We start from the raw sequence: 23,400 nt of genomic DNA, 5'->3' as shown, positions 1-23,400 counted from the left end.
ACAAATTTTTCAGCTGGCCATTTTCCCCTTCATTAACATGTCAACAGCATCTTTCAGCGAGCCGGCGCGGGTAACATTACCTGTGTTTACAAAGTAAATTACATCGGCATTGGCAATGGTGTTTAACCGGTGTGCTATAATTACTTTTGTGGTTTCGGTGGGTAATTTCCGAATAATTTCATCCAGCAGTTGTTCAGTAACCGTATCGATGTTTGCAGTTGCCTCATCAAGAATAAGCAGATCGGGTTTTCGCAAAACAGCACGCATAAAAGCGATTAGCTGTTTTTGCCCGAGACTAATCCCATCGCCTGCATCATTTACTTTTGTATCAAGTCCCCTTTCAAAACGTTGTAACAAAGTCTCCAGCCCGGTGTCGTGGAAAATCTTTTCCAGTTCTTTGTTCCTGATGTTTTTGTATTCTTCATTTCCATACAAAATATTGTCGCGAATGGTTCCGCTAAAAAGATAAGGATCCTGTAAAATAAATCCGATTCGTTTCACCCTTTCGGCAGCAGAAAATGATCGGATATCTTTACCATCAAGCAAAACCGTACCTTTTGTCGGATCATACAAACGAGAAATTAGTGATGCGGTTGTTGTTTTTCCTCCACCGGTTGGCCCAACAAAAGCATAGGTTTTTCCTTTTCTCAGGTTGAAGTTAATATTATGCAAAACTTCGTTTCCATTTGGATAAGAAAATGAAACATCCCGGAAAGAAACCAGGGTTGCTGTATCATCAACACTTTTTGAACCAACCCTTGGCAAATTATTTTCCAGGTCAAGAATTCTTCGAATACGATCCCACGCAGCAAGTGCTGTTTGAAAATTTGCCCACAAGGAAGCAAGTTGCCTTAACGGATTATAAAAACTATTTACATAAGCCACAAAACTGATTAATAAGCCTACTGTAAACTGACCAACAGAGATAAAATAAATTCCTAACGTTAAAACGATCATTAAACCGAGGTTCGAAAACAAAGTGTAAACCGGCAAAAATATATTGTTTGCAATCCCCGCTCTCACGGCGGCAGAATAATTTTTTCGGTTTACAAAAGCAAAACGCTGCCGGAAGTAATCGCGCCGATTAAATGCCACAACAACTTTAAAGTTATTCAGACTCTCCTGAACTTCTGAACTCAGATTTCCGACACTTTTTAAACTTTCTGCATTTTTCTTTTTTACCCACGGCGATATCAGTTTGGTAAAAATCCAAATAATAATAGCCGGTGAAAGCGCTGCAAGTCCGAGCTTCCAAAAAATTGAAACCAGAAAAATACCTGCCCCGACCATAATAAGAATTACCCGTAAAAACTGCATCAGCGACTGCGAAAAAAACTGGTTAATTTTGTCCGTATCGTTATTTATCCTCGATATTAAATCGCCGGTTTTATTCTGGTTAAAAAAGTCGTAAGGTAAATCCTGTAATTTTTCAAAAACTGAATTTCGGAGTGTGTACAACATTCGCTGCCCCACTCCGCCCATCAAACGGGTTTGCAAATAACCGGCGACCAACGCAACAATATAGGTTCCCAGTAAAATACTGCCAAAAATTACCAATCCATGGTACTTTCCGGTTTGGATATAGTTGTCGACCGCATAGCCGATTAAAATTGGCCCGGCCAGATTAAGTAAAGCAGCAATAACCATAGCCACAAAAGCAACAAGCAAAATCTTCTTTTCCTCAACCATGTGCGCGACAAGGCTCTTTACCGATGCAAACCCCAGCCGCTTTTTTTCCTTTTTCTCCTCCTGCAGGGTATCAAGATTGTAACTCATAGTGGCTGGTACTTTTTTGTGATTCATAAATCTGCACATATTCAGGAGAAGTGGCCCGCAAGTTCTTGTGCTTTCCTGCTGCAACCAACTCTCCCTCCATCAAAAGAAGTATCTGGTCAAAATCTTTTACAGGACTAATTTTTTGTGTCACCGATATCAAAGTTAAATCCGGATAATTTTCCTGTACATTTTTGAGAATCTTTTGTTCTGTTTGTTGGTCTACACGTGCTGTAAAATCATCGAGCAACAATATCTTTGGATTCAAAGCCAGTGCCCGGGCCAGCATAATCCGCTGCTTTTGTCCGCCGGAAAGACTGGTTCCCCTTTCCGAAACAATTGTATCTAATCCTTTTGAAAGTGTTCCGATAAAATCCTTTAATTCTGCAGTTTCAATTGCCTTTTCCAGAGATTCATCAGTAACGATATCACTAAAAGCAATATTTTCGCGCAAACTCATATTAAACATTACACTATCCTGAAAAACAAACCCAACCTGACGGTGAAATGTCTCTTTCTTAAATTCCGTGATATCTATTCCGTCAAATTCAACTGTACCTTCCCGGGGCTGTATAAGACTTGTAAACAAATATAAAAGTTGTGATTTCCCCGCTGCCGTTGGCCCGATAATCGCTGTGCTCGATCCTGATTTTATTGAAAACGACACATTTTTTAAGGCGGGTTTACCATCATAAAAAACCGATACATTTTTAATTTCAATATTTCCTTCCAAAAATTTATCAACAGTTCCGGTGTCTGCTGTTTCTTCGGCTTTTAAAACCGATTCAATTCTTTCATACGAAGCAGAAGCCTGTGCAATCATGTTACTGATAAAGCCAATTACAATAATCGGGAAAATAAGAATCGCAACATAACTTGTAAAAGCAGCAAAATCGCCAAGCGACATATTTCCTGAAATAACCAGGTGCCCTCCAAGCACAAGAATGGTTAATGTAGCCAGGTTTCCAAAAAAATTTATCAGTGGAATTAATGTAGCAAAAAGTGTAACTATTGAAATTCCAATATCACGGGATTCGGCACTGGCTTTTAAAAATTTTCGGTATTCCAGTTGTTGCGAATTAATCACACGAATAATAGCCGCGCCCAGAATACTTTCATTAATTACTCTGTTCAGCCAATCGATAACTTCACGGCTCCGCACAAACAATACACGCACTTTTTTTAAAATGATAAAAAAGGTAATTCCTACCAAAGGAATGACAAAAAGCACCGGAATTGCCAGTCGCCAATTTATAATCAATAAAAAAACCGATGTGCCGATAATCATTACCGTTGAAGAAACAATGGACGAAACACCAACGGAAACAAACATTTTAACCGAATCCATGTCGGATGTAAGATTCGTAAGCAGTTTTGAGGGATTGGCATCCTGGATAAAAGCATAACTTTGCCTTGAAATCTTGTCGGACAAATTTTTTCTTAAATCAAAACCCACTTTTTCAGATGCAAATGTTTGAACTACTGTTTGCAGCATTGTAAAAAAGAAGATTATCCCTGCCGCAATCGAAAATTCAGTTAAAATAGTCTTCAAAACATAATTCCCCTCAGAGTAAGAATCAATACCATGTGAGATAATTCTTGGGATAACCAGATTCGCCGCATTACTTATTAAAGCAAAAACAATGAGCAGAAAAATCATTCCCTTGTAGGGTTTTAAAAGCTGTAGTAATCCGGCATTACTTTTTTTTGCTTTGTTTCCTCTTTTTCTGCTTTGTTTCATGAATTGTTTAAAAGTTCGCCATACAAAGTAAGTTAAAAACATGGATTGAAAATCAATATTTCCTAAAGTTTAAAGAAGCTGACATATAATTCTTGTTAATTTAAACTGAAGGAATTTGTATTTGAAATCCGGAAGTAAAACTATTCGAAACCCGAAAAGTTCAAAAGATTTTGTTATTATCAGGGAATCGACATTTATTCCATTCTGACAATTTTGGGATGAAAAGTCCCCAACACATTTACTAAATCCTTTTGGTTTTTCATAACTTCCCAGATGTCTTTATATGCAAATGGTGATTCGTCGGTACCACCCCCCAGTAATTCAACGCCTTTTTCCTGAAGGTATTTTTTCATTTGGCTCTCTGTAAAAGTTCTTTTTGCCTGGTTACGTGACATTAAACGCCCTGCACCGTGAGCAGCAGATTGTAATGCATCTTCATTTCCTTTGCCGGAGACAATAAAAGCAGGAGACGCCATTGTTCCGGGTATTATCCCAATATCACCAATTCCTGCTGGTGTTGCTCCTTTTCGATGAATAACAATCTCTTCGCCGGTCTCCAGTTTTTCTTTCCAGGCAAAATTGTGATGGTTTTCTATTAGGACTAGCGGTTTTTCACCCAAAGCTTTTGCCAGCCGTTTATGAATTATCCGATGGTTAGTATGTGAATAATCGCCTGCCAGTTGCATTGCTGCCCAATATTCCTGCCCTTCTTCAGAATCCAAATCCAACCACGCCAAATGCGCTGCTTCACCAGTGAGTTCCAGTTTATCTTTTGCAATGCGGGTGTAATGCTTACACACTTCCGAGCCAAAATTCCGGGAACCTGAATGGCTTAAAACGGCAAAGTAACTGCCGGGTTGCAGCTTTACTTCTTGAGAAAAATCCGAGATTTCTACAAAGCCCACGTCTACAAAATGGTTCCCATGCCCCGACGTGCCCAGTTGAGCTGCAAACTTTTTTTGAAGGGTTTTCAGAAACTTTATCTCTTTAAATTCTTTCCGTTCAAGGATTTCTACATCTTCCAAATCGTTAAATTCTGCCAATCCAAACCGGGTTTCGTTCAGCAATATTTTTTTGATTCTGTCACGTTCACTATCAATCTTTTTGGAAGAAAACGGAGAAACCGACAAACACATCCGGCAACCGATGTCCATTCCAACACCATAGGGAATTACCGAATTATAAGTGGCCAGCACTCCGCCAATGGGCAATCCGTAACCGACGTGAGCATCGGGCATTAATGCGCCTTTTATGGTAACGGGGAGTTTCATAGCCGTTGTCATCTGATCCAGCGCTGCCGGATCGATATTCTCCTCGCCGTAAACCTTAAATTCCAGCGCAGCTTTATTCAATTTTGGTTTCTTCTTTTTGACAGAAGTTCTTTTTGCAAGCAAACTGGCAAGCTCTCCAAATTGAGGCTCATCTAAATATTTTTCCGGCGATAAATTTATCTTCTTGAGCAAATCCAGCACCTCCACTTTATCAGAACGTTTGCAGTGCTTGCTGACCAGATTTATCGCCAATGCAATGACCTGATCGCTAACATATCCAATACGTTTGAGCTCTTTCCCCCGAAGTTTAATCCTCTTCATTATATCAACGAATTTAGCTCAAATTACAAAAAACACGCTTTTATTGTTTATCTGGGCTAAATTTATCGTTGATATTTCACCATCTTTTTTAAAATCGGGCAATATAATTTACAGAATAGAACCGGATTTACCGTTCCCCGCAGGGTAAAACTTTTAATGAATTCTGTGCAATTTGAGCGTGTTTATTTATACGACTTTGTTTTAGTTTATCACCCACAAATCCAAGTAAATAAAACACATCGTTCCCCTCAACTGCTACATAATTAAAAAGTGTACTGTTGTATTCGTAGTCATAATCATAGATTCGGTTTCCATTCACCGTAGTAAATTGCTTTTTTAAAACATCGGCTCCCTGTTCGCTGATAGTTTGGGTATGCGATTGCATGAAACTTTCAAAAGAGCCTTGTTTAAAAATGGTTTGAACAATCATTTTTACGCCTGAGCCATCTTCCCAAATCGATTGTCCTGCCTCCGCCGAAGTTTTTACATAATTTTCCGGGAAAAGGTGTTCCACACAAGCATCATCAGAGACCAACTCAACATATCCGGCAACTTTTGAAGACGACGCAATGGGTGTTGTTGTAACTTCATGCTGAGCTTCTGCTTTATCAGATTCCCTGTTGGCTAAACCGCTCAACAAACCGCCTCCTCTGTTTTTACTCTGTGGATCCAATAACTCAAAACTATCAATAATTCCATCTGCTTCGGCTGAACGCTGGCTGACCAGATTCCGGGGTACGGCAGTCCAGATAATGTAAGCAAAACCATTTTGAACGATATAATAAGTCCCCAGAACAGCTTCATCTCTATCCACCTTCCATGTATAGGCCGAAGCACGGGCTGGAATTCCGTGTAAATCCCCATCTTCATTCATAATCCGTTGTGCTCCCTGAATGATGTTTTGTTCAAAAACACGTTGTAAGATTTCGGTTGTAAACTGGTCGGTTGCCGGCATGGCACGCACACGAACCATCACATTTTCATCCGGGCTCATCAATGTTAAAACTTTGTCGGTGCCATCAAACACCTGATTTTGCCGGTAATTTGAAGGAACCTTAATTTTAAATTGCATCTCTGCATCTTCAAACCATGCGTTTTGAGCGACCAGATTTCCAGTAATAAGTAAAATGCAGGCCATTGAGAATAGACGTTTAAAGCTTTTCATTTTATTTAATATTAGGTTACATACTATTTCCCGCCAACAATTTTTCCTCCTCCACTTACATTCGCAAAAGGATTTGAAAATTGTTGCTGATTGATTTTTATTTCAATTTGATTCCAGTTTTTTTGTTTGTGCTGCTGAATATTAAAACCCCGGGTTGTTATTTCAGCAGCCTCTGAATTTATGCTGGCAGTTTCTCCGGGAACCAAATACGATATTTCCAAACTGTTTCTGAGTTCAATCGCTCCGTCATACAAATGCACATTAGTTTCTCCGGAAGAGGATACATTAACGGTAAATTCGGTACCTCTGGGTCCTGTTACTGCGGTGGGCGTTATAACCAGAAATTTGTCTCCCCTTTTACTTACATTTACATAAACATCGCCTTTTTGAATACACAATTGCTCTTCGTAAATGGTAACTACAGCGCCCGGTTTAATCGCTACATACGAATTATCGTGGCTGTAGGTAAATGATACATTTTGCACATTTTCGCCGGTTTTTATTTTATCGCCCGGATAAACAACCACCGAATTATCTGTTATTTTCTGCCATTCACCTGTTCCGGAAACCATAATCCATACGTCGCCGGAGCCAACATTTAGTTTTAATATTCCAACCTCAAGATAATTGGGTTGCTCCTCCTTTAAAATGGCTTCATCGATATCGGTACCTGCCATTACATTTCTCATGTTTTCGGCTACCGACCATTTCTCTTCAGGAATAGCCGGGGTTTGAGCTACTTTAGCCGGGATGGATTTTTGAGGCGCATTAATTTTTTCAACGGTTTTCTGAAGCTGTGTATTATTTCTGTCCTCACGCAAAGCATAATCGTAATATTTTTTTGATTCTTTGTCGCAATACATTTTATTATACTGATGTTCGCCCCAGGTTGCTGCCTGTGCTAAACTGCGCCAGCCTTCAGCAACTGTTTTATATGCATTCGATTTTAATTTTGAATCCTTTTCCGAATTCACCTGACTTCCGTATTTTGACAATAAACCTCCGCCAAGTTGTAAAAAGTCAGCTTTTGCTGTATACGCAAAAACTCTTTTGGCGTACTCAGCATATTTTCCCGAAAGCATTTTAACCATCGTAAATTTGGTATTGAAATTGCTTTCGCGTGCGATAATCGGTTCACATTTCCGAAGAAAATCAAGGGATTCCTGTTTGGGATTTGAGCTCGCACGAGCACCATTACTTTCATTCCAGTATTTCCGGTTAAAAGCCTCATCGGCCTTTTTTATCAAATCATAAAAATTATTTGAATTGGTTGCTGCCGTCGAAGAATTGGTGTTATCTGTTATATTCCAGTCGGCAGGAATGGGCACGCCACCGGGTAAAACCCAAGCTTCCATGTAACAATGCACATCGGAATACTGGTTTACCTGAAAATCGAGAAACATCGCTTTTTCTGGCCGTTTAGCCATAAGTTCTGCAGTTGAATAAACAATTTGTTTGGTTTCTTCAAACAAAACTTCGCCAAAACTAACACCAACCCAACGCACATAAAACTTAAAAAATGAACCCCCGGTTTGTTTAAAAACAAGCTTGTCGTTTTCCATCAATTTATACACCGGAATTCGTGCTTTTGAACTGGCCCCCGTTACCGGCATTTTATTCACCGCTGAACTTACTTTTTCGGGTATATTTGAAGTGTTTGCTGCTGTGTTTGAAGAAGTAGTATTTGCCTTCCGGGGGCTTGTTGTTTGAGCCGCTCCCGAATTTCCTTCTGATGTTTTGGAAGTTTTACCTGCCCCGGCGAAAAGATCAACGGAGGATGCTTTTGCTGCGCCGGAACTTTTTCCCGACTGCTGTTCACCTCCAACATCACCCGTACTTTTAACAATTTGTGCTGGCTCCCCGTCTATGTATCCGTGTAATACATTTAACATCTCATCAGAGAAATTTTGCCATGCTACAGAAGCGTCATCTGCCTTCTCTCTGGTTTTAAAAGCTCCTGCAAAAAGCTGGCATTCGGAATTATAATCATGTAAAATATTTCTCCATTTTGTTTTAACAAATTCGGTTTGTGATATTTCTCCATTTTGAAATTCTGTTCCGGCTTGACGTAACCTGTTTAAATATTTATTTTTATCAATCCCGTAAATATCTGCAGGCGAACTATTCCCTGTATTAGTAGTTGATATCTGTGGCTCATTTGCCCTTTGCTCCTCTTGTCTGTTTTGAGCAAACAAATAACATTCATCCAAAATATCAATCGACAAATTGTAAAAATCATTAAACTCATTTTCCAGTTTGTTCCCACGCTCAAAAGCATCGTTTACACCTGAATTATGAATATTTTGGTACACCTTATTTTTTTCTGTTTCAGCCTTCTCATTAACACTTTCAATTTTTTGTTTTAGTGCTGAATAATCCAGGTTACCGGCTTTAAAATCCTGTGCAAAGCCATTTATCTTACTTAACCAGGTTTGTTTATTCCATGAGTATCCGGGGCTTGACCAATCAACAACTACCTCGTTTTGGATTTGATTTACTTTTTGATTGAAACGCTGGACAAGAGAATAAAAATCAGTAACATCCTGTTCGTAGGCACGCATAAAACTGGCAAACTGCCAACTGCGTTCTTCCATTATTTTACCTCGTCTTATTAGCCCCCGAACCTGCGTTTCGTATAATTCAGTATTAATAATTTGTAAACGGGCATTTTCAATTTCGGTATAATTCTCTATAAAATCGTCAATTCCTTCTTTGGCACTTTTTACTGCATCGTAAAGTTCCATGGTCTGAACATTTTCATACACGTCCTTAATTGTTTTTCCTACGCCGTAAACTGTTTTCAGATATGACCAAACCTGGTCTTGCGCATCCAGTGTTCGCTGATGGTTTCTTTCTGAAAAAGCCTCTTCTGCAAGATTGATTGAACGCTGCGCCTGCTCTACACGGCTTTCCCAATACGATGCCGTTAATACCGAACTAAACTGAATATTCAGTTGAGGACTAAACCCGGAACTTTCCGCCTTCGCTGCACGCATTTCATTTTCAAAATAATAATTCAGATAGGTATCAAAATCACGGCGTGTTTCATTCAGTAAATTCATGGCCTCAATAACCTGCTTGGCGTTCGCCATTTGATTTACCCGGTTTGCCTTGTCATTCAGCTGTGTTATATACTCATTTACGTTTTTTGCCTGGCCGGTTACCATTTCAAAAGCCAGCAACGCAAACAACAGAAAAACAAGTTTTTTTAGGTTTTGAGTGGCAGTCATTTTATTCTCTTTTTCGATGATTTAATTTTGGCGTTAGCAGCTGTGTTTCGCGCTTTTAGAAAAAGTATCAGCCCTGTTATAAATACAACTATAAACAAAACCGGAAACCAATAGATTTTTTCAGGCAGGTTTTCGTACACCTCGATATCAAAATAGTCACCCTCAGACAACGAGGCATTAATGATTATGTCTTCGGATCGATGTGCAGTATACTGCACATCGTCGCCATTGCCTGCCCTGCGAATGCCTCCTTTCTCCTCTGATTCGCTTGCAGAAATTGCCTTTTCTTCAACCAACATCCCTGACTGCGTTTCAATTCTGTATTCGAGTTGCATTTCAGCCCATTGCTGCAAACCGGTCTCTTCATCATTTCCCCAAAAAGAAAATAAATATTCATTCCCGGTCTGCGCATTTATTTTCCGGATAACGGGATTGTGATTTGAAATTCGTTCCTCCAGAATACAGTATTTCTTTTTTTGATTTTGCGACCAGACAAATCCGATTATTCCTGCCAGAATTAAAAACAGTGCGATATTTTTCTTCATTATCATTTGATTTGTATAAGTTCGAAAGAACCTTTATCGTATTATAAAATCCTGTGAATTCAGCATTTTTCCATCATGCCAGATTTCCACATAATAGTCTCCTTTTAGCCAGGGTGCTCCGTTGTTTGTGATAAATGCATTACCATGGCCACCATTTTCATTTGGCGTATTTAAGGACGATTCATTCATCAGTTGCTGAAGTGAACGGCTGTACCATTTTACTAACAAAGGATTGGAAAAAGCATTTCCCGAGTAGGAAAACCCAATATAAATTTTTTCACAGCCGGTAGTAAAGTTTGTACTATAGAACAAAACCCGGTAATTTTGGTCGACCTGTGTTCCCATTTTGCAGTCAAGCAAGGTTACCCGACTACTTTTTTCTGCACTGCTTAAGCCTGCAAAGGCATTTGAAGAAGGGGTACTTAAAAGCTCGAAGCTATCAATAATACCATCAGCAGTATCGGAATATTCATGAGCCAGGTTTTCGGGTACTGCAGCCCAGACAACATAGGCAAAACCATTTTGAATGATATAATATACCGCCAGTATTGCATCACTTTCATCAATTTTCCAAGTATATGCCGAAGCGCGGGCCGGGATGCCGTGTAAATCTCCGTCTTTATTCATAATACGTTGTGCACCCCTGATCATATTCTGTTCGAAAACCTTTTGCAGTAAATCCGACGTTAACTGACTTTCTGCTTTTAAAGCACGTACACGTATAAAAACATTTTCGTCTGGACTCATTAAAGTAAAAACCTTGTCGGTTCCATCGCGCGTTTGTTTTTGTGTAAAAGTTTCGGGGATTTTGATTTTAAACTGCGTTTCGGCGTCAGTAATCCATTTTTCTTGTGCCTGCGTTGAAGAAAATAAAAAACAAAACGATAGCACAATTGTAACAAAAGGGCTTGGTTTCATCAAAATCCGGTTTTTGTGTTAAATTTATCAAAAATTTGTTGTTTATGAGATAGTTAAGTACATTTTTTTAAAATAAAAACATGCACTTAAAATCTCTACCGTTCTTTTGATGTCGTTCAAAAAACCACTATTTTTAAAAAATCAAACCGTAAACGAATGAAAATAAAAGCGACTTTAGCACTTTTACTGCTTGCACCCTTATTTTTGGGAGCCCAAAACCATACACCAAAAACACCGGATGATGTTGTATCTCTGATAAAGAAAAATGTTACCTGCGACTGGCTTAGTGAAACTGTGGATGTGTATAAGGTCGGGAACCCGCAAACACCACTAAAAGGTATTATTACCTGTATGTTTGCCGATATGAATACCCTGAAAAAAGCAGTAGATTTAGGTTATAATTTTATCATCACTCATGAACCCATATTTTACAGCCACCTTGATGGGACAGAAACTTTACAGGATGATCCTGTTTTTAAGGAGAAAATGGACTATATCCAAAAAAATAAGCTGGTTATTTTTCGCTTTCACGATCATATTCACATGACTCAGCCCGATGGCATTTCTGTAGGAATGATTAACAAACTGGGACTAAGACCTCATTCCGTTGATGGATCACTCACCTTTTTCAAATTGCCGGAGCAAACCGTAAAAGATTATGCACAGTCGTTAAAAAGTATTTTCGGGATGCAATCGATTCGCGTGATTGGAAACCCGGAATTAAAATTTACCAATCTGGCTTTTTTGGCAGGGGCTCCTGGTGGACAACGTCAAATTCAAATGATGAGAAACCCCGAAGTTGAAGTAATTTTGGCTGGTGAGGCGACTGAATGGGAAACCTATTTATATGCTAACGATGCCAAAGAACTAGGCAAAAATAAAGCTGTAATTTTTTTGGGACACATAAAATCGGAAGAAGCCGGAATGGAATATTGCGCGGAGTGGCTGAAAACTTTTGTATCAGGTATTCCCATTCATTTTATCGAAAATGAAGCAAATTTTGTTACCTTCTAAAAAAATCTCAGCAAATAATAACTAAACCAACTGATAATGAAAATCTACTCTCTTTTATCTATTTTTTTAATAATAATTTTCCTTTCCTGTCAAAAAGAAGTTCAAATCAACGGGATTTATGTTGATTTTGACAAGATTGAAAAAGTTAAAAATGATTTAAAAAAAGGAGAACAAAAGTATACAAGAGCTTACAATATTTTAATTCAAAAAGCGGAAAGTGCCTTGAACGAAGGCCCTTTTTCGGTGATGGACAAAAAGCGTACACCTCCCAGCGGAGACAAACACGATTACCTGAGTATGGGGCCGTATTGGTGGCCCGATCCGAAAAAAACTGACGGACTGCCCTACATCAGACGCGACGGCGAAGTAAACCCGGAAACCCGGGGAGATAATGTGGACAGAACTTCTGCGGCAAAATTATTTTCAAATATAGAAACACTGGGATGGGCATTTTATTTTTCCGATGAAAAGAAATATGCCGAAAAAGCGATAAAGTTGATTGAAACATGGTTTATAAATCCGGAAACTTTAATGAATCCCAATCTCGAATATGCACAGGGAATTCCAGGCAGAACAGAAGGTCGTGGTATTGGAATCATCGACTGGTCAGGAATAAACCGGCTGATTACTCCTTTTCAAATTTTGGAAGCAACCGGTTATTTACAAAATGAAACAAAAACACAACTGCACAATTGGTTCGAAGAGTACCACAATTGGTTGGTATCCAGCAAAAAAGGAATTGATGAAGACGACTATTTTAATAACCACGGAACCTGGTACGATGTGCAGGTGGTTGGAATAGAATTGATGTTGGGCAAAACCAAGTTGGCAAAAACCCGATTAGAACAGGTAAAAAATAAACGAATAGCACTACAAATTGAACCCGACGGAAGCCAACCACACGAACTGGAAAGAACAAAATCGCTGGGATACAGCACAATGAATTTGCGTGGCTTTATTCACCTGGCCAAAATGGGAGAAAAAAAGAATGTTGATTTATGGAATTTTGAAACCCAGGATGGCAGAAGTATTAAAAAGGCACTCAACTTTTTGTTGCCTGTAGCTCAAAGCAAAAATAAATGGACTTATCAACAACTGGGACATCTTGATGATGCCATTGAAACATTAAAAATTAACTTTCAAATGGCAGGAAGTTTATTTAACGAACCGGATTATGTTACCGTAGCAAAATCAATAAAAAATACGGAAAACAATATCGAAACTCTACTTTATCCTTTTTAACAAAATAAACTGTCTTTCTGAAATTTAGAACTCAGAAAAATTAAGTGGAATAAAAGGCCCCCGGGGCACCTTAAATATTTCTTTGAGTATTTTTGAATTGGAAATAAAAGAAATGTCAAAAACTATTAAATTTCGGCGATTAAATGTACTCTTTCAATAATATCAGGAAAGACATAACTCTGCCAGGCTTAATCGGTTTTGCCTTTCGGTATCACAAAAAATTTGCTGTTTTTAATATTTATCAAAGCAAATGATAAAAACATTCAACCGAAAAGAAAGTAATTTTGTTATATTGTTTATTGCAAATTTATTTATCAATAAATAGAAGAATTTGGAACCTGGCTATACTAAAGTTCATACCGGTAAATCAATAGCGGTACTTCCCTTTGTAAACATGAGTACTGATAATGAGAATGAATATTTTAGCGACGGTATTACGGAGGAAATAATTAATGCACTCACAAAAATTGAGGGGCTGAAGGTGATTGCACGAACATCGTCGTTTGCCTTCAAAGGACGAAATGATGACGTGCGTGAGATCGCCAGTCAACTTGGTGTTTCTTCGGTGTTGGAGGGCAGTGTGCGAAAGTTTAAAAACCGGGTACGCATAACGGCACAGTTAATTAATGCAAAAGACGGTACCCATTTTTGGTCGAAGAATTTTGACCGTGAAATGGAAGATATTTTTGCGCTTCAGGATGAAATTAGTTTACTTATTGCCAATCGAATACGCGAAAATTTTGGCCATTTTGACATTCAGGAACAACTGGTAAGCCAACCCACAAAAAACATGCTGGCTTACGAATTATACCTGAAAGGCCATTTTCACCAGCTAAAATGGGATGCCGATTCCATTCGGGAAGCAACCAAATATTATGAAGCGTCGGTTGCTCAGGATCCTCAATTTGCCCGTGCCTATTATGGATTGGTTCAAAGTTATGGTTTGCTGGCTGCGTGGGGATATATGCCTGCCGAAGAAGGCTTTTCAAAAGCCATTCAGAATTTTATGATTGCTGCTGACCTCGATAAGTCACTTCCTGAATATGGTATGTCGTTCGTGGGTAGGACATTTTGGATGGACTGGGATTTTCAGGCAACTTACAATCAATTGGTGGAAACCCTGGCTCAACACCCCAAATATACCGATGGGTTGGAGGCTATGGCAGAACTCTTTATTGCCCACGGAAACTGGCCTCAAGCTGAAAAATATATAAAACGGGCCATGGATGTCGACCCCATTTCGGCCAACCATTATTACACACTGGCGCATATTAACTATTACCGAAAAAAATTCGGGGAAGCACTTGAACTGGTTGAAAAAGCACTCTATATAAACCCTGATTTTGTATTAGCCTATGAGTTAAAAACATTGTGCCTGATATGGCTAAATCGTCGTGAATCTTTTGACCAGTTTATTGCCGGACATGAGAATGCTCCAATAAAAACATTGTATTTTGAGGTTTTAAATAAAGAAAAAAACAGCTTTCCGGAGGAAACATTAAAAAGCTGGGAAAAAGTAGCGGAAGACAAAAGCCAGATGGTTCCCTATGAACTTTTTGTTCTTGCCAATTCAAATCACAAAAAAGAAGCGTTTGAGCTGCTCAAAAAATATATTGCTCAAAAACGCGGGCAGATCATTAACTTTAGACAAGATCCATCATTAGAAAAACTGCGGGGGTTTGATGAGTTTCACCAACTTCACTTCTCCAATTTTAATTTTCAGGAAGAAACAGAAAATCCCGTAAAAAAATCAGCTGAAACCAAAACCAGTTGGGCAGAACTTGAGAGCCAGATGAAAATGGTGTTAAATTTTATGGAAACAGAAAAACCATATCTCGATGCACAACTTAGTTTAGGCAGCATGGCTGAAAACTTGCAGTTGCATCCCAATAAATTGTCTTATTTAATCAACGAAAAAACAGGAATGAATTTTAACGAATTCGTTAACCAGTTTCGCCTTTCACATTTCAAACAAATTGCCGTTGATAAAAAAAATTCGCACCTCACCATTTTGGGAATGGCATACGAGAGCGGGTTTAATTCAAAAACCGTTTTTAACGCTTACTTTAAAAAAATAGAAGGTACCACACCAGGAGGTTGGCTAAAACAGTCGAAACAGTGATCTCTAATTACTGAATTCCCAAAATCTTATATCTCACCAAGTACGGAATTTCACCAACACGTTCGGATTTACAATTTCGGACGATTTACTCTTCTTTGCTTCACATCTTTGTATCATCAAAACAATTGAACAACAAAACAGAAAACGACAATTTAAATTTTAAAAATTAAACAAAATGAAAACAGAAGCAAAAACAAAAACAGTGTTCAGAAAAATAAAAAAGTTAGCTTTTTTAACCGTTGCTACTATGTTGCTTTTATTTATCGGAACTGCAAGCGCCCAAAGCCATGAGAAAAAAGATTCAGAAAAATGGAAAAGTCCGGCTCGAACCGCTCTTAATGTTTGTCCGGGTGGTGTTGCATTTGGATTTTATTCGGCCAATGTTGAGCATTTATTTGGCGAAAACCACGGACTGGTTTTAAGGGGAGATTTAGAAACCATCCCTAAAACATATTCCGACGCCAGCATCGACGCCAACGGGAAAGCAGTTATTTTGAATTACCGCTATCACTTTGGTGGAGGGCTTAATTCATTTTATGCAGGCGCATTTGGTCGCTACCGTAAAATTAACGGTGACGGAACACTGGAAACAGGTAAATTCGACTTTTCCCTGCCGGAATGCACGGTTGGTTTGAATGTTGGAAAACGCTGGATATGGAAAAGTGGTTTTACCCTAAACTTTGCTCTGGGCTACGGTTATGCATACGACGAGTTAAAAGTAAACAATTCAAGTCAGGCCGCCATAGATGCCATCAATGTATTCCGCGATGATTATGCTTTTATGAATGGTTTTCTCGGAGAATTTTCCATCGGTTATGCTTTCTAAAAAAATGGATATACTGAAAACGAACGTTTTAGTGGCAAACAAAAATCTAAAAAAAGTAATGAAAACAAAAACTTTAATCATATTAATTATTGGCGTAATGCTCGCCAGTTGTTCAGCTACTCATATTCTGACGAATGATAACTCTCAACAATATCTGCCAAACGAAACCAAAAATATAGAAGTTTTCTCCACCTCTAAGATAGGAAGAGAATATGTAATTATCGGTGATGTTGTTTCGAGGGTGGAAGATTTTAATGGTGCAAATGCCTCTGTTAAATACCTAAAAAAAGAGGCGGCTAAAATTGGAGCAGACGGAATTATCAACCTTCGGCTCTCAATCGAGCAGGGATATATTGGAAACGGTGTTGAAGCTAAAGGAACAGCCGTAAAATACATCAATTAATATTCACTTTAAAAATTAAGAATCATGAAAAAATTAATAATATCATTCGCTTATATTTTACTTTTGATGTCAACACCGGGATGTTACTATGCATTCTACCCTCAAACTGGAAGTCAGTTATACATTGAAACACAGCCTGAAACAATTGAAATATATTCAGATGAACCGGAACAAAAGTATGAAATTTTAGGGCCAATTGCTGCAGAAGTGCCCGGTGATGTTGAAGCGGCTACGAAATATTTGAAAAAGAAAGCCGCAAAACTTGGAGCATCCGCCGTAATGAAAATAAATTTGTCGAAACCTACCTCTTTCCCGGGAAGTACCAGTATATCGGGTATTGCTGTAAAAATAAAAGAGAGCTAATTTTAAATGTTCAAAAATGAATCCAACAAGATACAAATCAACATTTTATCCAATTGTGTTTATTATTATTGTCTTTTTAAGTAAGGGTTGTTCCTCTGAACTTAGATTAGATGAAGCGCACGATAAAACGGAAAAACTTTTTCAAAAGGAGCTAAAAAAAGATAATGTGCAAAATACATTTTTGTCGGTATACTCACCGTCACTGAAGATCGACTGGAATTTTGCCGGTGGTAAATTTCAAAACGGAGAAGCTGTTTCGGATACAAACCCGTTTTATACGGCGAGTATTGGAAAGACATTTACCGCAACAGCCATTTCGGTTTTGGTTGAACAGGGAAAACTTAAATTTGGAGATAAAATTTCCGTTTATTTACCGGATTCAATACTGAAAAACATTCACATTTTTGAAGGAAAAGACTATTCCAGCGAAATCACCATTGCTCAATTGTTACAGCACACTTCAGGTTTACCCGATTACTTTGAAGGCGAAACTGCCGATGGAACTCCAAATATAATGGAACAGATGTTTGCCGACACGGGTAAATTCTGGGAACCTGCAGAAACCATTGATTTTGTAAAAAAGAAGATGCAACCCCTGTTTGCTCCCGGAACCGACTATCGTTACACCGATACGGAATATGTGCTATTGGGACTAATCATTCAGAATATCAGCGAAATGCCACTGCACGATTTTTTCCAAAAACATTTTTTTGAACCGTTGAAAATGCAGAACACATACATGAATTTACGCTCTAAACCAATAAAAGCAACCGGAAAAATATCGGAATTATATGCCGGCGATTTTGAGGCAAGCACATTAACCAGCCTCAGTGCAGACTGGGCCGGTGGTGGTTTAGTTTCAACATCAAATGATCTGAATATATTTCAACATGCGTTGTTTACAGGAAAAATAGTTTCAGCAAAAACCATGGAAACGATGCAAAACTGGGTACCCGAAACTCGTGGAATGGAGTATGGTTTAGGATTGCGAAAAGTCTCTTTCAAAAAACTGTTTCCTACTTTGCCCGATTTAACAATCATCGGGCATTCCGGCAGCACAAGCTCATTTATGTACTATTGCCCCAAACTGGATGTTTACCTGGCCGGAACACTCAACCAAACCGACGAGGTGAAAAATTCGCTAGTGTTAATGGTAAAGATACTTTCCGTTATCAACAAAACGAGGAGCCTTGAAAAGCAGAGCTGATGAATACATTTTTTAGCAATCCGGAAGCAAAAGAAGAAAACCAAAAACTTTATCACCAGAAACTGGACGAACTGCCTATCCGATATGAATTTATGCAAATAGAAACCTCTTACGGCGACACCAATATAGTAATTACCGGGCCAAAAGGAGAACAACCGTTGGTTTTACTGCACGACTCTAACAGTTGCGCCCCGGCAGCTATTGAGACAATGATTGATTTGACTCAAAATTTTCGGATTTATGCGGTTGATATTCCCGGTCAACCAAATTTAAGTGAAGAGTTCCGGTTAAATATGAATGACAACTCTTATGGAAAATGGATGTATGAAATTCTTTCGAGATTAGGTGTTAAAAATGCCTTTTTAGTGGGAATTTCTTTTGGTGGTTTTGTTGTATGGCAAACACTCATTTTTGAAGAAAAGAGAATAGCCAAAGCTTTTTTAATCTCTCCCTCAGGAATCATTAAAGGAAATCCTCTGAAAATTTTTTTTAAAGTATTTCGTCCAGTGAAACGATACAAAAAGCAGAAAAAGATAAAATATTTGGAACAATTTTCAGGTGAACAGTTTTCGGAAAAACGTGATTTTGCCGAAACTTTTTTATCAAATCTATTTTTACATTACACAATGGATTTTTCACCGATCCCTTTGATTTCCAAAAATAAAGCTCAACGAATTAAAACCCCCATTCACATTTTCACAGCTGAGAATGACTTGCTCTTTCCGGGGAAAAAAATAATAAAGAGAGCAAAAAAAATATTCACACAATCCAATGAATTTGTTTTGCTAAAAAACTCCAAACATGTACTATCTGGTACAAACAATGTATACATCTCAAAATATATCTTGAATAAACGATAAGAAATAGTAAAGTATTGAACAGTAAAGCCAACCTCAAATATTATGATTCCCTTTCCCGTAAAAAAAATCTATAAAAACAATAAAACAGAAAACATATACAGCTTATTTTTGCAAAAATATTTTGCGGTTAGACAAACCAGAAAAATACAGCTTTTAGCCAGCTGAAAAATTTTTCCGCATCGCCCGAATCAATACCAAAGATTATTTTCCATCTAACGTTTTAATCACTACGACACCGTTTGCTCCTCTGGAACCATAGACGGCCGAAGCTCCATCTCTTATTATATCTATACTTTTCACATAAATGGGTTTAATGGTTTTTAGAAAGTCATAATCTACAATCACTCCATCCACAACCACAAGTGCAGCATTACTTCCCTGGAAGCTTTTATCTCCCCGGATACGAATTTCCCCATTCGAAACATCAACCCCCATGCTTCTTATCACATCAAAAATATCATTAAACCGGGCAAATCGGGCATCGTTTTTATTTAAATTGGTTATTGCACTGGTAAGCTCCTCCTCTGAAACATGACCATAACCAACGGCGTACTCTCTTTGCTTATCTCCTGGCTTTAACTTCAGGTTTACAGCTAAGAATTTAGCCTTACCATCCAACTTTACAGTCGTAGAATAGAAACCATTAGCTTTGAATTTAAGTTTGTCTTTCATGTCTGCTGCAACTGAAAAATTTCCGAGAGAATCAGTTAGAACAGTTTGTCCGGTGGTTCTTACATCAATTTCAACACCAATTAAAGGTATGCTGTCTAATGTAGTTACAATACCATGTATAACCCTTTCCTGTGCATAAATGCTTCCCGAAATAAACAGCACAAATAAACATGTATACAATATTTTTTTCATAGAAATAAATTTAATAGTTGTTATTTTTGGCTTAGTAAATAAACTAAATTAATGAAAACCGGTCTCTTACAAAAATAATTAATTAATATTTAGATTTCTACCTTGCAGAAAGAAATAGCACCGAATTGAAACACCGTGGATAGTTGACTTATAAATACTTAATCCGGCTTACTGCCTAATGATGTTTTAAAGCTGTAATTTTAATTCACCAATCAGAACGAATAATAAAACGAAACATTATGGAAAAACAATACAAAATGTGCCAGAGTTGCGGGATGCCACTCAGCAAAGATCCCAATGGAGGGGGAACTGAAAAAGACGAATCAAAAAGCCCGAAATATTGTAGCTATTGTTACCTGAGCGGTGAATTTACTTTTACAGGAACGGTTCATGAATTCCAGGCCCACTGTAAACAAAAAATGGTTGAAGGAGGACATTCTAAATTTATTTCATGGATATTTACCCGTGGTCTTAAACGGCTGGAACGTTGGGAAAACAACTAACCAATGGAGAAAATCATTCAACTCACAACCGAAAATATTGCAGAAGAACACATTTGTTGTGCTTTTTCGGACAAAAAATGCAGTGAAAGTTACCATGCAAAAAAAGAATGGCTAAAAAAAGAATTTGCAAACGCTTATGTTTTCCGCAGAATTGACGCCCGCGCAAAAGTGTTTATAGAATATGGTCCGGCAGAAAATGGTTGGGCACCGGTTTATGCGCCAAATTACCTGCTGGTGAATTGTTTTTGGGTATCGGGAAAATATAAAGGCAACGGTTACGGGAAAGAACTGCTTCGTTTAGCAATGGAAGATGCCAGCAGCCAAAACAAAGAAGGACTGGTAACCATTGTTGGAACTAAAAAATTTCACTTTATGAGCGACACCAAATGGCTGTTAAAACAAGGCTTTGAGACAGTTGAAAAATTGCCCTACGGATTCAGTTTGCTGGTTAAAAAGTTAAATAGCAAAGCCCAAAATCCAAAATTTAATAATACAGCTGTTAAAGGAGAAACAGAACACAAGCAGGGATTGGTTGCCTATTACTCTAACCGATGTCCGTTTTCAGAATATCATGTAAAAACATCGCTAACAGAAACAGCAGAAAAAAGAAATATTCCTCTTAAAATAATAAAACTGGAAACAATGGAACAGGCACAGAATGCACCAACTCCGGCTACAATTTTCAGCCTGTTCTTTGACGGAAAGTTTATAACTACCGATATTAGCGTTTGTATGAATAGCCGGTTTGATAAGATCATACAAAAAGCAGTAGGTTGACTAAAAGACATTAAAAAAAATTTCATCTGTTACAAATGGGATATTACATTAACCTTCAAAATATTGACCTGAATAAATACATGACTATTTTAAAATCTGCGGACTTACTTCCAAGCCGATTGGTACTAAAACACGATATCGATAAGCATTTTGAAAGAATAAAAAGTTCCGGTGTCGTAAATCTTGAAGAGTACCTTGAAAGGACAAAAACCAAAAGGAAATTACAGGATTTTTCAAAACAATACGAAGTAGATGAAAACTACCTGACTATTCTTACACGAGAGATAAAAAGTTACCTGAAGCCACCTTGTAAACTAAAAGACTTTCCCGGAATACCAGCAAAAATAGTTTTAACATTGAAGGAAAAGGGGCTAAATAACACTTTGCAATTTTTTGAATACAGTTTAACCCCCGCAAAGAGAAAAAAGCTGAGTATGGAAACCGGAGTTTCAGAGGAGTGGATTTTAAAACTGGCGCGTTTTACTGACCTTTGCCGTATTCGCTGGGTAAATCACACCTTTGCTTTTATACTAATTGGAACAGGCTACGACTCAGCTCAAAACATCGCCAGTACCAATGTTTCTGAACTTCACGAAAAAGTAAACCGGTTTATCGAAGAAAACGGATTGTTTAAAGTTCGCATCGGACTACACGACATAAAACTTTGCATTGAGGCGGCGAAAAATTTATCTTTCGATATGATATTTTAAGCGGCAACAAAATTTGGTTCTCAATGAAGAAACAACATCTTATTTTACTTGGTTTTATCTTACTTAAATTTATATTACAGTACTTCGCCATCAATCCGGTTTATGAACTCCACCGGGATGAATTTCTGCACATCGATCTGGGAAAACACTTGGCCTGGGGTTACACCTCTGTTCCTCCGCTTACAGGATTGCTTTCAAAAATCATCCTTTTGTTTGGGGAAAGTGTATTCTGGGTGAAGTTCTTCCCGGCTCTTTTTGGCGCAATGGTTATTTGGGTTGTATGGAAAATTGTGGAGGAACTGGACGGAGGAATTTTTGCTCAGATATTAGCTACCGTAAGTATCCTGTTCTCAGTTTTTATCCGAATTAATACATTATACCAGCCGAACTCACTCGACTTTCTTTGCTGGACATTACTGTTTTATACTTTATTAAAATATTTTAAAACCGATAAAAACCGATGGCTCTATTTTTCAGCGTTAGTATTTGCTATCGGATTTCTGAATAAATATAACATCGGATTTTTATTGCTTGGATTATTGCCTGCACTATTATTGACAAAACAACGGACCATTTTCAAAAATAAACACCTCTGGTTTGCAGCTCTGCTTGCTTTGTTGCTCATTTCACCTAATATTATCTGGCAATTTCAAAACGGGATGCCTGTTGTTAAGCACATGCGAACTTTAGCCGAAACTCAACTGGTAAATGTAAACCGAAGTGACTTTCTGTTAGAACAACTTTATTTTTTCCCGGGCGCGCTTTTAGTTATACTGCTTGCTTTTGTCTCTTTTTTTACTTTAAAAAAACACAGAATATACAGAGTGTTTTTTTACTCTTTTATATTTACACTACTCATTTTTACCTACCTTAAAGCAAAAGGATATTACGCCATCGGTTTATACCCGGTTTTCATCGGTTTTGGTGCGGTATACTTTGAATACCTGATGTCAGTTGGATGGAAGCGCTATCTCCGGATTCCGGTTGTCCTGTTGCCGGCACTCATTTTTATACCAGTTGCCCCGCTTATGCTGCCTGTTTATTCTCCGAAACAAATTATGGAAAAAAAAGAACTGTTCGACAAATACGGAACGACCAGGTGGGAGGACGGTAAAATTCATAATTTGCCACAGGACTATGCTGACATGCTTGGCTGGAAAGAGCTTGCCCATATTGTGGATTCAACTTTTATGCTTATCGAAGATAAGGACCGCACCATTATTCATTGCGACAATTACGGGCAAGCCGGAGCCATAAACTACTATTCTTCTCAAAAAAACACCGAGGCTCTTTCCCTAAGTGCAGATTATATAAACTGGTACCCTTTTGATGAATTTGAAATTGTAAATGTTATTCTGGTTCAGATAAAAACAGACGATGATCCGGAAAGAAAACGCGAAAGAGAATTTTTTGAAGAGGTTAAGCTTATTGGAAAAATAAGCACCAAAAATGCGCGAGAGGAAGGTACGAGTGTATACTTACTACGCGGAGCTACAGTTTCAATAAACGATATCTTGCGAGAAGAAATCAGAAGCCGGCGTTAAG

The 23,400-nt window shown here is 38.1% G+C and carries 20 protein-coding genes; 12 read left to right on the top strand and 8 right to left on the bottom strand.

Features of this window, described 5'->3' with window-relative positions; genetic code table 11:
* Positions 1–9: 9 nt before the first annotated feature.
* From K5G00_RS02380 to K5G00_RS02350, 7 genes are all read right to left on the bottom strand, one after another.
* Positions 10–1,776 (bottom strand): ABC transporter ATP-binding protein, encoded by a 1,767-nt coding sequence (locus tag K5G00_RS02380; RefSeq protein WP_238764013.1) that lies wholly within the window; start codon positions 1,774–1,776, stop codon positions 10–12.
* Positions 1,760–3,514, bottom strand: a complete 1,755-nt coding sequence (locus K5G00_RS02375) for an ABC transporter ATP-binding protein (protein ID WP_238764012.1) — start codon at positions 3,512–3,514, stop codon at positions 1,760–1,762. Before K5G00_RS02375 ends, K5G00_RS02380 begins: the two co-directional genes overlap by 17 nt.
* A gap of 194 nt (positions 3,515–3,708) precedes the next feature.
* Positions 3,709–5,106, bottom strand: a complete 1,398-nt coding sequence (locus K5G00_RS02370; protein ID WP_238764011.1) for an RtcB family protein — start codon at positions 5,104–5,106, stop codon at positions 3,709–3,711.
* Between the two features lie 127 nt (positions 5,107–5,233).
* Positions 5,234–6,271, bottom strand: coding sequence for a hypothetical protein (locus K5G00_RS02365; protein WP_238764010.1), 1,038 nt, complete (start codon positions 6,269–6,271; stop codon positions 5,234–5,236).
* A 23-nt stretch (positions 6,272–6,294) separates the two neighbouring features.
* Positions 6,295–9,501 carry a FecR family protein gene (locus tag K5G00_RS02360; RefSeq protein WP_238764009.1) on the bottom strand — a complete coding sequence of 1,069 codons (3,207 nt, stop codon included), beginning with the start codon at positions 9,499–9,501 and terminating at the stop codon, positions 6,295–6,297.
* A complete protein-coding gene (locus K5G00_RS02355) occupies positions 9,498–10,046 on the bottom strand; it encodes a hypothetical protein (protein WP_238764007.1) in 549 nt (182 codons plus the stop codon). The genes K5G00_RS02360 and K5G00_RS02355 overlap by 4 nt, the downstream gene beginning before the upstream one ends.
* Positions 10,047–10,079: 33 nt before the next feature.
* Entirely contained in the window at positions 10,080–10,964 is an 885-nt protein-coding gene (locus K5G00_RS02350; protein ID WP_238764006.1) for a hypothetical protein, read from the bottom strand.
* A 156-nt stretch (positions 10,965–11,120) separates the two neighbouring features.
* Between K5G00_RS02350 and K5G00_RS02345 the strand changes: the two genes are divergently transcribed.
* From K5G00_RS02345 to K5G00_RS02310, 8 genes are all read left to right on the top strand, one after another.
* Complete coding sequence (locus tag K5G00_RS02345) at positions 11,121–11,978, top strand: Nif3-like dinuclear metal center hexameric protein (protein ID WP_238764005.1); 858 nt, start codon at positions 11,121–11,123, stop codon at positions 11,976–11,978.
* Positions 11,979–12,014: 36 nt separating this feature from the next.
* Positions 12,015–13,220 (top strand): alginate lyase family protein, encoded by a 1,206-nt coding sequence (locus K5G00_RS02340; RefSeq protein ID WP_238764003.1) that lies wholly within the window; start codon positions 12,015–12,017, stop codon positions 13,218–13,220.
* Positions 13,221–13,614: 394 nt separating this feature from the next.
* Positions 13,615–15,342 carry a helix-turn-helix domain-containing protein gene (locus K5G00_RS02335; protein WP_238764002.1) on the top strand — a complete coding sequence of 576 codons (1,728 nt, stop codon included), beginning with the start codon at positions 13,615–13,617 and terminating at the stop codon, positions 15,340–15,342.
* 175 nt (positions 15,343–15,517) lie between these two features.
* Entirely contained in the window at positions 15,518–16,168 is a 651-nt protein-coding gene (locus K5G00_RS02330) for a DUF3575 domain-containing protein (RefSeq protein WP_238764000.1), read from the top strand.
* 58 nt (positions 16,169–16,226) lie between these two features.
* The gene (locus K5G00_RS02325; protein WP_238763998.1) at positions 16,227–16,571 is read left to right on the top strand and encodes a heavy metal-binding domain-containing protein; all 345 of its coding nucleotides are present in this window, start codon (positions 16,227–16,229) and stop codon (positions 16,569–16,571) included.
* Positions 16,572–16,595: 24 nt separating this feature from the next.
* Positions 16,596–16,934 carry a hypothetical protein gene (locus K5G00_RS02320; protein WP_238763996.1) on the top strand — a complete coding sequence of 113 codons (339 nt, stop codon included), beginning with the start codon at positions 16,596–16,598 and terminating at the stop codon, positions 16,932–16,934.
* A gap of 16 nt (positions 16,935–16,950) precedes the next feature.
* Positions 16,951–18,141 (top strand): serine hydrolase domain-containing protein, encoded by a 1,191-nt coding sequence (locus K5G00_RS02315; RefSeq protein WP_238763994.1) that lies wholly within the window; start codon positions 16,951–16,953, stop codon positions 18,139–18,141.
* Positions 18,141–19,001 (top strand): alpha/beta fold hydrolase, encoded by an 861-nt coding sequence (locus K5G00_RS02310; protein ID WP_238763992.1) that lies wholly within the window; start codon positions 18,141–18,143, stop codon positions 18,999–19,001. Before K5G00_RS02315 ends, K5G00_RS02310 begins: the two co-directional genes overlap by 1 nt.
* A gap of 201 nt (positions 19,002–19,202) precedes the next feature.
* Here K5G00_RS02310 and K5G00_RS02305 read toward each other — a convergent pair whose 3' ends face one another.
* Positions 19,203–19,865, bottom strand: a complete 663-nt coding sequence (locus tag K5G00_RS02305) for a TonB-dependent receptor plug domain-containing protein (RefSeq protein WP_238763991.1) — start codon at positions 19,863–19,865, stop codon at positions 19,203–19,205.
* Positions 19,866–20,104: 239 nt separating this feature from the next.
* Here K5G00_RS02305 and K5G00_RS02300 point away from each other — a divergent pair, with 239 nt between their 5' ends.
* From K5G00_RS02300 to K5G00_RS02285, 4 genes are read left to right on the top strand one after another with little or no spacing between them, the layout of a single operon-like run.
* Positions 20,105–20,368, top strand: a complete 264-nt coding sequence (locus K5G00_RS02300; protein ID WP_238763989.1) for a zinc ribbon domain-containing protein — start codon at positions 20,105–20,107, stop codon at positions 20,366–20,368.
* A 3-nt stretch (positions 20,369–20,371) separates the two neighbouring features.
* The gene (locus tag K5G00_RS02295) at positions 20,372–21,145 is read left to right on the top strand and encodes an N-acetyltransferase (protein ID WP_238763988.1); all 774 of its coding nucleotides are present in this window, start codon (positions 20,372–20,374) and stop codon (positions 21,143–21,145) included.
* A 35-nt stretch (positions 21,146–21,180) separates the two neighbouring features.
* Positions 21,181–21,855, top strand: coding sequence for a DUF4332 domain-containing protein (locus K5G00_RS02290; protein WP_238763987.1), 675 nt, complete (start codon positions 21,181–21,183; stop codon positions 21,853–21,855).
* A 23-nt stretch (positions 21,856–21,878) separates the two neighbouring features.
* Complete coding sequence (locus K5G00_RS02285; protein ID WP_238763986.1) at positions 21,879–23,399, top strand: glycosyltransferase family 39 protein; 1,521 nt, start codon at positions 21,879–21,881, stop codon at positions 23,397–23,399.
* The last annotated feature ends 1 nt before the right edge of the window (position 23,400 follow it).

This window comes from Maribellus maritimus (assembly GCF_022267315.1).
Classification (GTDB): Bacteria; Bacteroidota; Bacteroidia; order Bacteroidales; family Prolixibacteraceae; genus Draconibacterium; species Draconibacterium maritimum.
This window is presented reverse-complemented; position numbering and strand designations above follow the sequence as displayed.

Coding starts and splice junctions, on each gene's coding strand:
- K5G00_RS02380 (WP_238764013.1), bottom strand. CDS start 1,776: ATGAGTTACAATCTTGATACCCTGCAGGAGGAGAAAAAGGAAAAAAAG.
- K5G00_RS02375 (WP_238764012.1), bottom strand. CDS start 3,514: ATGAAACAAAGCAGAAAAAGAGGAAACAAAGCAAAAAAAAGTAATGCC.
- K5G00_RS02370 (WP_238764011.1), bottom strand. CDS start 5,106: ATGAAGAGGATTAAACTTCGGGGGAAAGAGCTCAAACGTATTGGATAT.
- K5G00_RS02365 (WP_238764010.1), bottom strand. CDS start 6,271: ATGAAAAGCTTTAAACGTCTATTCTCAATGGCCTGCATTTTACTTATT.
- K5G00_RS02360 (WP_238764009.1), bottom strand. CDS start 9,501: ATGACTGCCACTCAAAACCTAAAAAAACTTGTTTTTCTGTTGTTTGCG.
- K5G00_RS02355 (WP_238764007.1), bottom strand. CDS start 10,046: ATGAAGAAAAATATCGCACTGTTTTTAATTCTGGCAGGAATAATCGGA.
- K5G00_RS02350 (WP_238764006.1), bottom strand. CDS start 10,964: ATGAAACCAAGCCCTTTTGTTACAATTGTGCTATCGTTTTGTTTTTTA.
- K5G00_RS02345 (WP_238764005.1), top strand. CDS start 11,121: ATGAAAATAAAAGCGACTTTAGCACTTTTACTGCTTGCACCCTTATTT.
- K5G00_RS02340 (WP_238764003.1), top strand. CDS start 12,015: ATGAAAATCTACTCTCTTTTATCTATTTTTTTAATAATAATTTTCCTT.
- K5G00_RS02335 (WP_238764002.1), top strand. CDS start 13,615: ATGAGTACTGATAATGAGAATGAATATTTTAGCGACGGTATTACGGAG.
- K5G00_RS02330 (WP_238764000.1), top strand. CDS start 15,518: ATGAAAACAGAAGCAAAAACAAAAACAGTGTTCAGAAAAATAAAAAAG.
- K5G00_RS02325 (WP_238763998.1), top strand. CDS start 16,227: ATGAAAACAAAAACTTTAATCATATTAATTATTGGCGTAATGCTCGCC.
- K5G00_RS02320 (WP_238763996.1), top strand. CDS start 16,596: ATGAAAAAATTAATAATATCATTCGCTTATATTTTACTTTTGATGTCA.
- K5G00_RS02315 (WP_238763994.1), top strand. CDS start 16,951: ATGAATCCAACAAGATACAAATCAACATTTTATCCAATTGTGTTTATT.
- K5G00_RS02310 (WP_238763992.1), top strand. CDS start 18,141: ATGAATACATTTTTTAGCAATCCGGAAGCAAAAGAAGAAAACCAAAAA.
- K5G00_RS02305 (WP_238763991.1), bottom strand. CDS start 19,865: ATGAAAAAAATATTGTATACATGTTTATTTGTGCTGTTTATTTCGGGA.
- K5G00_RS02300 (WP_238763989.1), top strand. CDS start 20,105: ATGGAAAAACAATACAAAATGTGCCAGAGTTGCGGGATGCCACTCAGC.
- K5G00_RS02295 (WP_238763988.1), top strand. CDS start 20,372: ATGGAGAAAATCATTCAACTCACAACCGAAAATATTGCAGAAGAACAC.
- K5G00_RS02290 (WP_238763987.1), top strand. CDS start 21,181: ATGGGATATTACATTAACCTTCAAAATATTGACCTGAATAAATACATG.
- K5G00_RS02285 (WP_238763986.1), top strand. CDS start 21,879: ATGAAGAAACAACATCTTATTTTACTTGGTTTTATCTTACTTAAATTT.